The organism is Streptomyces sp. NPDC056144 (assembly GCF_042264145.1).
In the GTDB taxonomy this organism is placed as follows: Bacteria; Actinomycetota; Actinomycetes; order Streptomycetales; family Streptomycetaceae; genus Streptomyces.
Genome location: NZ_JBHJVF010000001.1, coordinates 1311469 through 1326176, shown reverse-complemented (window position 1 = coordinate 1326176; position 14708 = coordinate 1311469). Strand labels below are relative to the sequence as shown.

Below are 14708 nucleotides of genomic sequence, written 5' to 3'. Positions count from 1 at the left end.
ATGAGCGACGATGCTGAGTGGACGGGAATGGGCGCGGGGGCGTGGCCGTGGCCGGTGTTGGTACGCGAACCGGTGGAGCCGGTGGAAACCCTGCTGGAGGCCGAGCGCGCCGACGCCGCTCGGCGGCACACCGGCGTCGCCGTGCGCGGCCCGCTGTTCGGAGTGGCGGCGAACAGTGAAAGCGACGGACTGCGATGGCGCGTGGTCATCGCGGTCAACGCCGGCTGCCCGCAGCTGGCCCGCGACAGCCTGAACTCCCTGTTCTGGTTCCGGGCGAAGGACGAGGCGAAGGACAGGGCCGAGCGGCGCGCGCTGCTCGCGGCGGTGGCCCGGCTTGAGACCGAGCGCGTCGACGAGCTCACCGTGCTCGGCACCCGGTACCGCGTGGTGCGGGCCGAGGAGTACGCGCGCGTCGACGCGCACGGGCGCATCGAGGCGCCTCGGCCCACCGATCCCGTGCCCCGCGTCATCAGCTGGAACCGTGCGGACCGCGGCCCGGAAATCGACGAAGGCCTCGTCGTGGACCCCGAGGCTCCCGTCAGCCCGCTCCAGGCGGCGGAGCGCCTGGGCATGCGGTCTCTCGCGTACACCGCGAAGAAGTTCCCCCGTCAGGTACGGGAGGATTCCGCGCGGGCCGTGGAGTCGCATCCGGACGTGGTGATGATGCCCGCCGCGTTCCTGGTCGTCGAGAAGGCCGGGAAGGGAAACTGGACACCGAGCAGCGGACTCCACGCCACCGCCCACGACGCCCGCAAGAGCCTCGACTTCAGCTTCACCTGGATGGAACCGCGCCGACGCGGCCTGATCCCCTTCGACACCGACCCCCATGCCGACGCCCGCAGCATCGTGGCCGAGAACTCCAGCGAGAAGGCGGGCGAACTCGCGGCGTACGTCGCCGCCTCGGACCGACTGCGCGAGGGGGTGGTCGACGAGATCGAGCTCCACGGCACCGTGTACCGGATCGGCCGCTCCCGCCGCCTGCTCCGCTGGGGCCCCGACGGCCCGGAGGGCCCCCGCCCGTCCGACGTCAACTCCCAGGACCCCATGGCCATGCATCCGCACATGGACGAGGACGGGGTGATCCACCGGGAATCCTCGGGCTCGGACTCCGGCGAGGACGACAGCGATGACGACTGACGGTCCGCCTCAGGTGCGTCACTACGTCTCAGTGACCTCCGCGGTCTCGTGAGCCGGGGGTCGTGAGCAGGTGGTCGTGCCCGGCCGATGGGGCACGACCACCACCTGAACCTCGTCCTCGTAGACGACCCGTCCCGGGTCGGCAGACCTCAGCGTCTCGCAGTCGACGCCGTGGGCGGTCAGGATCTCCACGTAACCCGGGACCCTGGCGAGGAGATGAGTGGCCGACGGCTTGAACCAGGCCGCCGCGCCGGGGTGGACGGCGTCGTCGTAGACGGTGGGGTCGACGCGTGAGGGGTCGGGGTAGGCGGCGTCGTACCACTTGTTGTTGCTGCGCCGGAAGGACTCCTGCTCGTCGGACAGTCTGCCTTCTCTCGCCAGGTTGTTGACCAGCCCGAACACGCCGGTGAAAGAGCCTCGGCTGTTGGGATGCGGCGACTGGAAGCGGACGTACTGGATGACTGCCTCGTCGGCACCCTCGGTCATGTCCATCGGCGCATCCTCCCATCCCGTCCCTTCGCGCTTCGCGTCTCGGGTCGTCAGCTGCCCTCGGCGAGGGTGTGGGCCACGAGGGCGTTCGCGTGGCCGTGGCCAAGTCCGTGCTCGGACTTGAGCCAGGCGACCAGCTCCATGTGCTTGGTCAGCGGAGAGGAGCGGATGAGGTCCTTCCACTCCGAGATCGGGCGGCCGTACTTCTTCTCGATGGACGGGAAGTAGCTGGCGGGGCCCTTCACTGCGTCGGTCATGGCGTGCTCCGTTCGTGCGGTGGGATGTTGATGATCTTGATTGCGAGGCTGACGCGAACCGTAGTCGGTCGATTAGCGTCCGGCGGTGGGGATCGCCAGGCGTGTTGTCACCGCGCTCAGCCACAGCAGGCCGAGGCCCGCGCCGGTCGTGAACGCCAGGACCGAGGCGGCCGAGGCCATGAAACCGGCGAGTACGACCACGGGGACGATACGGGTCGCGACCGCCCAGGCCCGCAGCCCCCGGGCGGCGAGCGCGCGGGCCAGGACCACGAAGGCGGCGCACAGGGCGAGGTAGCCGACCATCCCGCCGAACATGTGGACGGCGCCGTGCCCGCTCATCACCGTCGCCTCGGGAGCCCCGGCCGGGAAGCCCGCCCCCGCGTCGGCCGGGAAGGCCGCCGCCAGCCAGAAGGAAGCGCCGAAGACGGCGATCAGGGCCGGGCCCCAGGTCCCGCCGGGGCCGCCGCGGAGCACCCGCCGCAGCCCGGTCGCGGCGGCGAGCAACAGCGCACCGGCGAGGAGGAAGTTGACCGTCTGGACCCAGCCCGCCTCCCCGAGCGCGAGCTGGCTGATCGCGTTCCGCGTGAAGTCGAAGCCGTCACGGACCGCTCCCTGAGCGAGTCCGGCCGCCAGGAACAGCGGTCCAGCCGCTACACCGCCGATCAGGGCCCAACGCGCCGAGGCGGCAGTGTCGGGCCGCGAAGCGGGGACGGAGTCGGAGACGGCGGTCGTGAGTATGTCGGTCATGGCGGGGGCCTTCTTCCTCGGTGGGGCGTGGTCACCAGTCACCCCTTATGACCCTCGCCGACGAGGAAACTCATCGCTCCCAACGGATCCCGTCGAAACGGCTTCTCAGCCGAGGGCCAGCCAGCGGATGCCCAGCCGCTCGACCGTCGCCGCCTCCGCCTCCTCCAACGGCTCCCGCCCAGTGGCCTTGCGCAGGAAGCGGGCCCGGCTCCATCCGAGCTCGTCGATGGCGGGGACGTGCTCCGCGCCGAGGAGGAGTTCTGTCACGGCGTCACCGGCCACGGGCGTGAGCCAGGCCTCGCGGCCGAGCGCGTCGGCGAGGTCGAGGCCGTGGACGGCGACCTCGACGACGCGGGTGAGGAGGAACTCCGACAGGAGCATGGCGTCGCCATGGCGGGTCCGCACGGTACGGCCGCCGGGCTCGGCCCGGCACAGCCGGTCGGCCCGCCGCCACGTCGCGTCGAAGTCCTCGGAGGAGGAAGCGAAGGAGGAGGCGAGCCCTGCCCCGCGGTCCTGCGCCAGCGCGATCCGCTTGTCATTCGTCTGCGGCGAGAAGCGGTCGTCCGGACGGTAGTACCGCACGGCGGAGATCTCCGCCTCGTCGGGTGCGGGCGCGTCCAGCATGGCCGGCAGCCAGTCGATCACCACGCAGACGTGCCCGAGCAGGTCCCGTACGGTCCAGGGCGTGCACCGTGTCGGAAGGTCCCACTCGGCCTTGGTCAGGCCGGTGACGGAGTCGCCGAGCGCCTCGCATTCCCGCCGAAAGGCTTCGAGTACCTGGTCATGTCCCACGCCGCGCCGCCTCGCTTCGATTCCGATATCCAATATCCAATGTCCGATCACCAACACGCGCTTCGCGGTAGTCCCGGTTGCGGCTCGTCGGATAATGATCATGACGGCGGAGAGAGCGGAGACGTACGGCATGACGGACACAACGGTCAGTACGACGGCGGAGGAACTGGATTCTCTTCGGCCGGAATTGATCCGCTACTGCTACCGGATGCTCGGTTTCGCCGCCGAGGCCGAGGACGCCGCGCAGGAAGCGCTGGTCAAGGCCTGGCGGAACGCCGGCGGGTTCGAGGGCAGGTCGTCGCTCCGGTCCTGGGTGTACCGCATCGCCACCAACGTCTGTCTGGACGCGCTCGCCGCGGGCAAGCGGCGGGCACTGCCGGTGGACCTGTCCGGGCCGTCGGCCGGTGCCGTGCCGCCCGGAGCCCCGGCAGACGACGCCCTGTGGATCGATCCCCTGCCCGACGGCGGTCCGGAGTCCGTCGCGGAGGTCGCCGAGTCCGTACGGCTGGCCTTCGTCGCCGCGCTCCAGCACCTGCCGCCCCGGCAGCGGGCCACGCTGATCCTGCGGGACGTCCTGGGATTCTCGGCCCGCGAGGTCGCCGACCTGCACGGTTCGACGGTCGCCTCCGCCAACAGCGCCCTCCAGCGGGCCCGCGCCACGCTCGCGGAGCGGCGTACGGGAGGAGAGGGACCTGGCACCCCGGCGCCCGAGGGCGTCCGGCGGGTGCTGGCCGAGCGGTACGCCTCGGCCTTCTCGCGCTACGACATGGAGGAGATGAACCTCCTCCTCCACGTCGACGCCACCCTGTCCCTGCCGCCGTACGCGAAGTGGATGCGCGGCGTCGCCGACATCGCGTCGTGGCTGACCGGCCCCGCCGTCGGCTGCCGCGGATCGCGGCTCGTCCCGACTATCGCGAACGGCTCGCCCGCCTTCGGCCAGTACCGCCCCAACGCGGACGGGGACGGGTACGAGCCCTGGGCGCTCCAGGTCGTCGAGTTCTCCGGCGACCGGATCGCGAGCATCACGGCCTTCCGTGACACCGCGCGCCTGTTCCCGCGGTTCGGCCTGCCGGAGCGCCTCTCCGCCTGACCACATGCCTCTCAGACGTCGTTCGCGTCCGGGTCCGTGGTCATACGGGCCACGTGGAGCGCCAGGTACGAGACCTCGTCCTCGCTCAGGCGCTGGCCCAGGCGGAGTTCGACGATCGTCGCCAGCTGCTGCGCCGTCCGCGTCTCCTCGGGGTAGTGGCGCCGGATGCCCTGTCCGATCGTGGACTCGTGGCCCTTGAGCTGGCGGTGCTGCTCGATCCGTACGAAGAGGTAGCGGACGTGCGTGATGAAGCGGGCCGCCGTCATCGACTCCTGCGCGACCGACAGGCCGTGCCGCTCCCGTACGACGGCCAGCATCTGCTGGATGACCCCCGTCATCGTGTACGTGAAGGAGAGGTCGCCCGTCGCGAAGCCCGCGTTCACGAGGTGCAGCGCCAGGGCGATGGCCTCGGGTTCCTCCAGGCGGCCGTCGACCCGCTCGTTGATGGCCGTGAGGAGGCGCTGCGCCTGCGCGTACTCGGTGGCGTAGAGGGCCTGGACCTCGGCCTGGAGGGGGTACTCGATGACGATGCCGCGCTTGGCCCGCTCCAGCGCCCCCGCCACGTGGTCGGCCACGGCGATGGCGAGGGTCGGGCGGGTCGACTCGCGGCCCTCGATGCCGGCCTCGTCGAGCGCGATCACGACGGCCCGCAGGACCTCCTCGTCGATCAGCGCGAGGACCTCGCTGAGGTGGTCCGGGTCGCGGCCGTCGGCGGGCACGAAGACCCGCACGATCAGGCTGGGGTCGACCGGCTTGCCCTGTCGGGAGCTGAACCCGATGCCCCGCCCCGTGAGGATGACCTCCTGGCCCTTGTCGTCACGCGCGAGGACCACGTTGTTGTTCAGGACACGCAGCGCCTTCAACCCCTACCCTCCCTGCTCGCCCATGGTCCGATTTCTCCCCCATCATCCCGCATCCGTGACACTGCCCGGCGGCGGGTACGAGCTCCGCGAGCCCGTACCCGCCGCCGAACGGGGTGCCGTGCGTCACCGCCGTACCGTCACCACAGGGGTCCCGGCCGTGACGTCCTGTCCAGTGCGGGGCTCGACCGAGGCGAGTTCCGCCGTGTTGGTCACCGTCATCAGGGTGACGGTCGGGTGGTCCGCAGCGCGTACGGCGTCCAGGTCGACCTCGGCGAGGAGGTCGCCGACCGCGACCTGGCTGCCCGCCTCGACGCGGACGTCGAAGCCCTCGCCATTCATCCGTACGGTGTCGATGCCGATGTGGATCAGTACCTCGACGCCGTCGGCCGTGCGGATACCGAAGGCGTGGCCGGTCTCGGCGACGACCATCAGTTCACCGGCGACCGGGGCGACGACGTGGCCGTCCGCCGGTTCGATGCCGACGCCCTCGCCGAGGGCGCGGGAGGCGAAGACCGGGTCCTTGACGTCGTCGAGACCGATCACGTGGCCGGCCACCGGGGCGACGAGCTCGGTGGTCTTCCCGTCCGCCGGGGCGGTGACGGTCGCGGGGGCGGGGGCGGGGGTCGCGGGTGCGGCGGGGGCCGCAGCCGTAGCGGTCGCCGGGGCCGAGGCCTCAGCCGTCCCCGCCGCCTGCGCCGTCTGCGCCGGCGCGCCGACCGTGACGAGCTCGCGCTCCTCGGTCTCCGTCACCGTCGTGCCGTTCTCGGCCGCCTCGACGGCGTCACGCTCGGCGTTGGCGCGGGCGCGGTCCTCGGGGGTGCGGAAGTCGGAGAAGTACACGAGGGCCATCGAGACGAAGAACGCCGCCGTGATCGCGATGACGTAGGTGGACATCGGGGAGAAGACCGGGATGGTCAGGAGGGAGGTGAAGGCGAAGGCCTTGGTGTCCACGCCGCCCATGACGCCGACGATCACACCGCCGACGAGGCAGCCGACGAGCATGCGCGGGTAGATCCGCTTGAAGCGCAGGTGGATGCCGTAGAGCGAGGGCTCGGAGATGCCGCCGAGGAGGCCGGCCGCCAGGGCGCCGGTCGCGGTCTGGCGCATCTCGGCCTCGCGGTGGCGCAGGGAGAGCAGGAGCACACCGGCGGTGGCGCCGAAGCAGGCGAAGTTCCACGCGCCCATGGGGCCCTGGATGAAGTCGTAGCCGAGGGTGTTGATGTTGACGAGCATGAGCGCGTTGAGCGGCCAGTGCAGGCCCAGCGGCACGAGGAACGGGTACAGCAGCGGGATGATGATCGCGAAGACGATCGGGGCGTTGCCGTTGAGCCAGGAGAGTCCCTCGCCGAGGCCGTTGCCGGCCCAGACGCCCATGGGACCGATGAGGAAGGCGGTGACCGGGATCATGATCAGCATGCTGAAGAACGGCACGAAGACCAGGTGCACGGTCTCCGGGAAGATCTTCTGGAGGCCCTTGTAGACGAGGGCCAGCACGGCCACCATCATCAGCGGCACGAAGACCTGGCCGCCGTAGTCGTTCAGCTGCATCGGCAGGCCGAAGACGTGCGCCACGCAGCTCTGGGTTCCCAGGGTCGCGTTCGTGGTGCAGGTGATGCCGGGGATGCCGGAGTCCGGGTTGAGCATGCCGGTGAAGTTCGGGGTCATCACCGCGGCCATCACGGCGGCGCCGACCCAGGGGTCGATCTTCAGTTTCTTGGCCGCGTTGTACGCGACCATGATCGGCAGGAAGTACAGGACCGAGCGCCACATCGCGTCGACGAAGACCCAGGTCGAAGACTTGTCGGCGGCGCGGAAGTCGACGAAGCCGAGGGCGTCGAGGACGGAGGCGATCGCGATGATCAGCGAGGAGCCGAGCAGGACGCCCATGAGCGGGCGGAACGAGTCGGAGAGGTACTCGAAGAAGTTGTCGACGTACGCGTAGCGACCGCGGCCCTTGGCGCGCGCCTCGGCCTTGACGTCGGCGTCGGACTTCGGGGCGGGGGTGCCGCCGCCGCTCATCGTCGGCAGGTTCATGATCTCGGTGTAGACGCGGGCGACGGCCCCGCCGACGACGATCTGGAGCCGGTCGCCGGACTGCGGCACGGTGGCCATGACCCCGTCGACGCCGTCGAGCGCCGCCACGTCCGCCTTGGCCCCGTCGTGGAGCTGGAAACGCAGTCGGGTCGCGCAGTGCGTGAGGCTCTCGACGTTCGCGGCACCGCCGACGCCGCGGAGGATCCGCTCCGCCTGCGTGCCGCCACCGGCTCCAGTTGTGTTCATGACGCGTCCTTGCATCTTCGGGCTTTCGCCGTCCTGGTACTGACCGCGATCTCTCCCGGCAGGATCGGAAAAACAAAAAAGGCCCGGGTCGCGCACACGGCGCTACCCAGGCCTTGCCTTCCCTCAAGCGGTCCACCGCCTTGGCGTCGCGACAGCGACGACGACGGTGTCCTCGGGAAGTAACAATCCTGCGATCGAGATCGATCGAACAACAGATTAGCACCGTGAGCCGTGGCCGAAAACGTCTGTTCTGTGCCGTGCGCCACATCGGCTCAGCGGCCCGGAGCTTCCCGGAGCAACCCACGTGTGAATCGACGCCCGGAAGGGGATCCGACGTCTCGGGGGGGCGGAACGCATGGACGAGATCGGCGCATCACCAAGGCCGGTGCCGCGGGACGAGGCCATACGGGAACGGCGCGGGGCGCTGCGCGGGCTGATCAGCGCCGCCGGGATCACCGTCCAGGACATCCTGTGCTGCGAGGACAGCACGGGGTTCGTCGGGCCCGGGCAGGCCGACGGGTTCACCGTCGTCCTGACGCGGTCGGGCGGCTACCTGCGCCGGATCGCCGGGGAGGAGTTCTTCGTCGACGCGAGCGGCGGCTACCTCACCCGGCCGGGCGACGAACAGCGGGTCGCCCATCCGATCGGCCCCGGTGACCGGTCCACCGAGATCCGGCTCGACGCCGGCCTGTTCGCCGACCGCTTCGACGGCCCGCCGCGGTCCCGCCGGTTCACGGTCACCGGAGCCGCCGACGTCCGCCACCGCGCCCTCCTGGCCGCCGCCCGGCACGGAGCCGACACCTTCGAACTGGGCGAACGGCTGCACCGGTTGCTCGACGACGTGTCCGCCACCACCGGGCACTGGCGCGCGGACACCGCGAGCCGTCCCGGCGCGGCCCGCGCGCACGCCCGGCTGGTCCGCGACGCCTGCGCGGTCCTGGCGGGCGGAGCGCCGGGCCTGCGTCTCTCCCTGGAGGACCTCGCCCGCACGGTCGGCGCCTCCCCGCACCACCTCAGCCGCGTCTTCCGCTCCGTCACCGGCACGACCCTCACCCGCCACCGCAACGACCTGCGGATCCGGGGCGTCCTGCACGCGTTCGAGGAGGGCGAGGAGAACCTGCGCTTCCTCGCGTACGTGTACGGGTTCGCCGACCAGGCCCATCTGACCCGGGTGTGCCGCAGCCGCACGGGGAGCGTGCCCAGCGCCTTGAGAGGTGTTCTGGCGAATCGCGCATGAATGTCCAACGCCCCGACGGAGGGTGCGCCGCAGACTGGCGGCGGCCGGACGCCCCGGCCGGTGCCGTGCCTCCCGCACCTGCCCGGGTGCCGCGCGGCTCCCCGTCTTCCTCCTGGGGGAACGTGACGATGAGCTTCCTGACCAGAGCCGGTACGGCCGTGGCTGCCGCCCTGACGGCCGTCGCGTGCGCGAGCACGGCACCGGGCGCCGCCCCTGACCCGTACACCTCGCCCCCGCACGTCTCGACCTCGCGCGCCTCGACCCCGCACGCCCCCGCCTCGCCCGCCTCTCCCACCACGACTCCGTACGCCCCGCCCTCCACGGCCGACTCGGGCGCCGCGCCGGCGCTCACCGATCCCGGTCCCTGTACGGGACAGGCCGACGTGACCTGCGCCGACCTCACCGTGCCGCTGGACCGTACGGGCGCCGTGCCGGGCACGCTCAGGCTCCAGGTCGCCGTCCACGGCCCGGCCGACGCAGCCAAGGGAACGCTGCTCTTCCTCACCGGCGGCCCCGGCCAGCCGGGCGTCCCCTACGTCCAGCGGATCCGCGAGCGGCTCCCCCGGGCCCTGGCCCAGTACCGGCTGGTGATGATCGACCAGCGTGGCACCGGCGGCGCGGCGATCGACTGCCCGGCGCTCCAGAAGGAGGTGGGCAGCAGCGACACCGTCGCCCCGACGCCCGGCGCCGTCACGGCCTGCGCCGAAAGCCTCGGCGTCCGGCGGGACTTCTTCACCACCGCCGACACGGTCGCCGACCTCGAAGACCTGCGGCGCGCCCTCGGCGTGGACTCCTGGACGGTCGACGGCGTCTCGTACGGCACCTTCACCGCCGGGCAGTACGCGCTGACGCATCCGCGCCGGGTCCGCTCCCTCGTCCTCGACTCCGTCGTTCCGCTCGACGGTGCCGGGGTGCTGTACGAGGACTCCCTCGGCCACAGCGCGCAGGTGCTCCGCACCGCCTGCCGCGAGCAGCGATGCGGGTTCGACCCGGCCCGGGACCTCGCGAAGGTCGTGCGGCGGGACGGCAACGGTGTCGGTGTGTTCAACCTGCTCGTCATCGCCAGCATCATCGATCCGAAGCTCGACAACCCCCGGTTCGGCATCCTCGACGCGCTCCACGCGTCCGCCTCCGGCGACCGGGCCGCTCTCGACGGCCTGGTCGCCGGGTTCTCCGCGCCGTCCGAAGAACCGGCGTCGGAGTTCAGCTCCGGACTGCACGCGGCGACGCTCTGCGCGGACGCGCGCTGGCCGTGGGGTGACGCCTCGGCGCCCGTCGAGGGGCGGGAGCGCGCCCTCAAGCGGGCCGTCCAGCGGATCAGACCGGCCACGGTGTGGCCGTTCGAGCGCGAGACGGCCGGTGCCCAGGGCATCCCCCGGACCTGTCTGCCCTGGCCCGCGTCACGCCCCCACCGGGCCGCGCCCGGGCACACCCTGACCATGCCCGTCCTGTTCCTCGCCGGCGACCGGGACCTCTCGACGCCCGTGCGATGGGCGCGGGACTTGGCGGCGGTGACGCCGAAGGCCGAACTCGTCGTACTGCCCGGGGCGGGGCACTCCACCCAGAACAGGAGCGAAGGGGGTGCGCGCGCCGCCGAGGAGTTCCTGTTGCGGCAGGGGACGCCGGCTTTCTGACCACCCGGGCGGAGTCCTCCCGCGCCCGGACGCCTCATTCGACGGGGTCGCGCCCCTGCCACGTGGTGACGCAGACCTCGTTCCCCTCCCGGTCGGCGAGCACCCAGAAGGCGGGGGCGGCGGCCGCGGAGACGAGCCGCCCTCCGGCGGCGAGTGCCGCGTCGATCCGTCGAGGCGCCTCGTCGTGGGGAACGCTGATGTCGAGGTGGATGCGGTTGCGCTGCGGACGCGCGCGGTCCATCCGCTGGAACCAGACGGCCGGGCCCTGCCGGAGCGGGTCGACGAGGGGATCCTCGGCACCTTCGGCGCCGGCCTCGTCCTCGTACCCGAGGACCGCTTTCCAGAAGGGCCGGATCGCTGCGATGTCCAGGGCGTCGAGGGCGATCTCCAGGATCTGGACGGAGCGCGAGGTGTCCGGTCCCGCTGCCAGCCCTCCCGGTCCCGGCTCCGGTTGAAGGCCGGCCGCGACGGCGGCGGCGGAGATGCGGATCGCGAGCTCGACATCCCGCGTGGTGACCGTCGCGTGTTCCAGCGACTGGAGAGTGAGGACGACCCGGCCAGGGCGGACGTCGATCCAGAGATGACCGTCCGCGTCGTCGCCGCACACCGCGACCGCGTCCGCCGCCAAGCGGACCGCTTCCACCGACGTCCCGGCCGCGACCGCCGTCTGCAGCGCGCCGAGGAGGTAGCGCCAGCCGTGCTCCTCGACCGCCTCCGAGGCCTGCTGACGGGTCAGTTTCCGCTCCGTGGCATGCGTGGCATCCATGGCCCCATCGTCGGGCACGGGCGACCGGCGGACCAGAGCGCACCGGTCCGCCGGATCCGGCGATATCCACTGACAGAAGGTGTCAGTGAACCCGTCCTAGCGTGCTCTCCATGGACAACAACCACCGCATGAGCATCGTCGAACTCCGCCAGTACACCCTGCATCCCGGCACCCGTGACGAGCTGATCGAGCTGTTCGAGCGCGAGTTCGTGACCGGCCAGGAGGAGGTCGGCATCACCCTCGGCGGCCGGTTCCGCGACCTGGACGATCCGGACCGCTTCGTCTGGATGCGCGCGTTCCCCGACATGGCGCACCGCCGGCGGGCACTGGAGGCGTTCTACACCGGGCCGGTCTGGCTTGAGCACCGCGACGCCGCCAACGCCACCATGATCGACAGCGACAACGTCCTGCTGCTGCGCGGCCCGAACTTCCTGCCTCAGCCGGGCGCGCGCGAGGTGTTCGCGACGATCGCCCACCCCGACGACCCGGCCGCGTTCGACGCGTACGCGGCAGAGCGCCTCGGCCCGGACCACGCGCTGCACCGTACGGAGCACGCCGAGAACGACTTCCCCCGTCTGCCCGTCAGGACCGGGGAGGACGTGCGGGTCTGGTTCGGCCGGACCGAGCCGGCGCCCTGGCCGGCCCAGCAGATGCGGCTGGAGCCCGTAATTGCGTCGACAAAGCCCGTCACGCATCGGAAGAGTGGCCGTTCATGACGAGCAGTGAGCTGTGGACCCGCGCGACCGCCGAACGTTACGACGCCGAGGAGGCCGGCTCCTCCTCGGAGGACTTCCTCGCACCGACTCTCGACTTGCTCGCCAAGCTCGCCGGTGACGGCCGCGCGCTGGAGTTCGCCATCGGGACCGGGCGGGTGGGGGTCCCGCTCCGGGAGCGCGGCGTCCCGGTCGTGGGGATCGAACTCTCCGAGCACATGGCGGCGGTGCTGCGCCGTAAGACCGACGAGGACACGCTCCCGGTGGTCCTCGGGGACATGGCCACGACCGTCGTCCCGGGTGAGTTCACCCTCGTCTATCTCGTCTACAACACCATCTCGAACCTGCTCACCCAGGACGAGCAGGTCGAGTGTTTCCGCAACGCCGCACGGCATCTGGAGCCCGGTGGCCGGTTCGTCATCGAACTGGGCGTACCGCCTCTGCGACTCCTCCCTCCCACCCAGCTCGCGGTGCCGTTCGACGTGTCCGACGGACACATCGGCTTCGACACCTTCGACCTGGTCGAGCAGATCCTCGTCTCGCACCACCTCACCCGGGAGGGAGACGGGGAGGACGCCACGTACCGCCGCGAGAACTCCCGGCACCGGTACGCCTGGCCCGCCGAGCTCGACCTGATGGCGCGGCTCGCGGGCCTTGAGCTCGAACAGCGCGTGGCGGACTGGGAGGGTTCCCCGTTCACCCAGGACTCCACCAAGCACATCTCGGTGTGGCGCAAGCCGGCCTGAGGACACCCAACGCGGAGTGTGATATCACCACCACTGTGCGTCACCTAGACTTGCCCGCGTACGGGTACACGGGCAAGTCAGGGCTTGGGGACGGCGATGAGCGACGGAACGAACGACGATGTCCTCCCGATCGGCGCGCAGGTCCAGGCGCAGGCCCAAGCGCAGGTCCGGGCGGAGGCGGTCCGGCTGGCCGCGTCCGGCATCGACGGCGTGGCCATGACCTGGGTCGACAACAGCGGCATCACCCGGGTGAAGGGCGTGCCGGTCGAGCGGCTTCCCGAGGCGGTGGAGCGCGGGGTCGGGATGTCGCCGGTGTTCGACGTCTTCCTCCTCGACGACTCGATCACCGAGAGCAGGTACGTCGGCGGGCCTGACGGCGACCTGCGCCTCCACCCCGACCTCGGTCGTCTCACCGCGCTCGCCGCGCAGCCCGGGTGGGCGTGGGCGCCCGCCGACCGCCACGACCAGGAGGGCGAGCCGCATCCGTGCTGCCAGCGGCAGTTCGCCCGCCGGATGACCGAGGAGGCCCGCGCCGCCGGTTTCGACGTGCGGATGGGCTTCGAGACGGAGTGGGTCGTCCTGCGGGAGACCGGGGACAGCGGTGGCGGTACGCCCGCCTACCCGACCGCCGGCCCCGCGTACGGGATGACGCGGCTGGTCGACCTGTCCGCGTACCTCGCCGACGTCCTCCGTACCCTGCGGGACCAGGACGTGCCCGTGATGCAGGTCCATCCCGAGTACGCGGCGGGCCAGATGGAGCTGTCGGTGGCGCCCGCCGACCCGGTGACGACGGCGGATCTGGCCGTCCTCGTCCGGGAGACCGTGCGGGCGGTGTCCCTGCGCCACGGCCTGACGCCGGTGTTCGCGCCGGTCGCGACCGCGAGCGCGCTCGGCAACGGCCGGCACCTGCACACGAGTCTGTGGCACGACGGCCGGAACCTGTGCCGTGAGGGGCCCGGCGCCGCCGGCATGACCCGGGACGCCGAGGCGTTCTTCGCAGGAGTGCTCCGCGAGCTGCCCGCCCTGATGGCGATCGGCGCGCCCAGCGCCGCCAGTTACCTGCGGCTGCGGCCCAGCCACTGGGCGGGGGCCTTCCACTGCTGGGGCGTGGAGAACCGCGAGGCCGCGCTCCGGTTCATTCCGGGGCCGTCGGACGACCCGTACACCGCCAACGCCGAGGTGAAGTGCTTCGACCCGGCCGCGAACCCCTATCTGGTCACCGGCTGCGTAATCGCGGCAGGGCTCGCGGGGGTACGGGACGGGCTGCGGCTTCCGTCACCGGTCGCCGGGGATCCAGCGCATCTGCCGTCGGTCGACCGCCTGCCGCCCTCGCTGCCCGAGGCGCTCAAGCGCTTCCAGGATTCCGAAGTGCTCCGCTCTGCGCTGGGCGATCCCCTCTTCGAGGCCATCGGCGCGGTGCGCCGCGCGGAGGCCGAACTGTTCGCCGACTCCACGCCCGAGGAACTGATCGCCGCCGTACGCCACGCCTACTGACCGCAACGCCATCGAGGAGAAACCGTGATCCCGCCCGAGCAGCTCACCGACCCCGCCGTTCGCGCCTTCGTCATCGCCCTCAACTCCGGTGACCGCGCGGCCTTTCATGCGGCGCTGACCCCTGGCGCGACGATGTCCGACGACGGCTCGGAGCGTGACCTGAACGACTGGACCGAACGGGAGATCTTCTCGTCCGGTGGGCACATGGATGTCGAGTCCGAGTCCGACGGCGGACGCTCCCTCGTCGCGGACTACCGCAACGACACATGGGGCTCGATGCGCACCGCGTGGCGGTTCACCGTCTCCGACGGTCGCGTCAGCCGCTTCGAGACCGGTCAGGCCTGAACGGAGGCGGCGCTGGGCACGCGGGGGGTCCCTCGCTCACGCTCCACGTGGCGCCGGCCGCGGCGATGCCGGCGAGTTACCGGTGAATTCCCCGGCGCGGCCGACGGGTTGGCACACT

Annotated in this window: 15 protein-coding genes; 8 read left to right on the top strand and 7 right to left on the bottom strand. The window is 71.5% G+C overall.

All coding sequences use genetic code 11. The annotated features are described in order from the left end of the window. On the top strand, positions 1–1137 hold the full coding sequence (locus ACFC0Z_RS05805) for a DUF5954 family protein (protein ID WP_376433090.1): 1137 nt from the start codon (positions 1–3) through the stop codon (positions 1135–1137). A gap of 21 nt (positions 1138–1158) precedes the next feature. On the opposite strand, the gene ACFC0Z_RS05800 is transcribed toward ACFC0Z_RS05805, so the two are convergent. From ACFC0Z_RS05800 to ACFC0Z_RS05785, 4 genes are all read right to left on the bottom strand, one after another. After that, the gene (locus ACFC0Z_RS05800) at positions 1159–1629 is read right to left on the bottom strand and encodes a hypothetical protein (RefSeq protein WP_376433088.1); all 471 of its coding nucleotides are present in this window, start codon (positions 1627–1629) and stop codon (positions 1159–1161) included. 47 nt (positions 1630–1676) lie between these two features. Beyond that, positions 1677–1883: a DUF4287 domain-containing protein gene (locus tag ACFC0Z_RS05795; RefSeq protein ID WP_376433086.1), complete on the bottom strand. Its 207-nt coding sequence runs from the start codon at positions 1881–1883 to the stop codon at positions 1677–1679. 72 nt (positions 1884–1955) lie between these two features. Further along, positions 1956–2630, bottom strand: coding sequence for a DUF998 domain-containing protein (locus ACFC0Z_RS05790; RefSeq protein ID WP_376433084.1), 675 nt, complete (start codon positions 2628–2630; stop codon positions 1956–1958). Between the two features lie 105 nt (positions 2631–2735). Next, the gene (locus ACFC0Z_RS05785) at positions 2736–3422 is read right to left on the bottom strand and encodes a maleylpyruvate isomerase family mycothiol-dependent enzyme (protein ID WP_376433082.1); all 687 of its coding nucleotides are present in this window, start codon (positions 3420–3422) and stop codon (positions 2736–2738) included. A 100-nt stretch (positions 3423–3522) separates the two neighbouring features. Here ACFC0Z_RS05785 and ACFC0Z_RS05780 point away from each other — a divergent pair, with 100 nt between their 5' ends. Beyond that, positions 3523–4512, top strand: coding sequence for a sigma-70 family RNA polymerase sigma factor (locus ACFC0Z_RS05780; protein WP_376433080.1), 990 nt, complete (start codon positions 3523–3525; stop codon positions 4510–4512). An 11-nt stretch (positions 4513–4523) separates the two neighbouring features. Here the strand turns inward: ACFC0Z_RS05780 and ACFC0Z_RS05775 are convergent, their stop codons facing one another. Both ACFC0Z_RS05775 and ACFC0Z_RS05770 read right to left on the bottom strand, forming a co-directional pair. Beyond that, positions 4524–5375, bottom strand: a complete 852-nt coding sequence (locus ACFC0Z_RS05775) for a PRD domain-containing protein (RefSeq protein WP_376433078.1) — start codon at positions 5373–5375, stop codon at positions 4524–4526. A 123-nt stretch (positions 5376–5498) separates the two neighbouring features. Next, on the bottom strand, positions 5499–7655 hold the full coding sequence (locus tag ACFC0Z_RS05770; RefSeq protein WP_376433076.1) for a glucose PTS transporter subunit IIA: 2157 nt from the start codon (positions 7653–7655) through the stop codon (positions 5499–5501). Positions 7656–8010: 355 nt separating this feature from the next. Between ACFC0Z_RS05770 and ACFC0Z_RS05765 the strand changes: the two genes are divergently transcribed. After that, on the top strand, positions 8011–8892 hold the full coding sequence (locus ACFC0Z_RS05765) for a helix-turn-helix transcriptional regulator (protein WP_376433074.1): 882 nt from the start codon (positions 8011–8013) through the stop codon (positions 8890–8892). Between the two features lie 128 nt (positions 8893–9020). Then, complete coding sequence (locus tag ACFC0Z_RS05760; RefSeq protein ID WP_376433072.1) at positions 9021–10526, top strand: alpha/beta fold hydrolase; 1506 nt, start codon at positions 9021–9023, stop codon at positions 10524–10526. A gap of 34 nt (positions 10527–10560) precedes the next feature. Here the strand turns inward: ACFC0Z_RS05760 and ACFC0Z_RS05755 are convergent, their stop codons facing one another. After that, positions 10561–11292, bottom strand: a complete 732-nt coding sequence (locus ACFC0Z_RS05755; RefSeq protein ID WP_376433070.1) for a VOC family protein — start codon at positions 11290–11292, stop codon at positions 10561–10563. Between the two features lie 110 nt (positions 11293–11402). Between ACFC0Z_RS05755 and ACFC0Z_RS05750 the strand changes: the two genes are divergently transcribed. From ACFC0Z_RS05750 to ACFC0Z_RS05735, 4 genes are all read left to right on the top strand, one after another. Next, positions 11403–12008: an NIPSNAP family protein gene (locus ACFC0Z_RS05750; protein ID WP_376433068.1), complete on the top strand. Its 606-nt coding sequence runs from the start codon at positions 11403–11405 to the stop codon at positions 12006–12008. Beyond that, positions 12005–12751, top strand: a complete 747-nt coding sequence (locus ACFC0Z_RS05745) for a class I SAM-dependent DNA methyltransferase (RefSeq protein ID WP_376433066.1) — start codon at positions 12005–12007, stop codon at positions 12749–12751. Before ACFC0Z_RS05750 ends, ACFC0Z_RS05745 begins: the two co-directional genes overlap by 4 nt. Before the next feature lie 96 nt (positions 12752–12847). Further along, positions 12848–14245: a glutamine synthetase gene (locus tag ACFC0Z_RS05740; RefSeq protein WP_376433064.1), complete on the top strand. Its 1398-nt coding sequence runs from the start codon at positions 12848–12850 to the stop codon at positions 14243–14245. A 24-nt stretch (positions 14246–14269) separates the two neighbouring features. Then, the gene (locus ACFC0Z_RS05735) at positions 14270–14590 is read left to right on the top strand and encodes a nuclear transport factor 2 family protein (protein ID WP_376433062.1); all 321 of its coding nucleotides are present in this window, start codon (positions 14270–14272) and stop codon (positions 14588–14590) included. Positions 14591–14708: the final 118 nt, after the last annotated feature.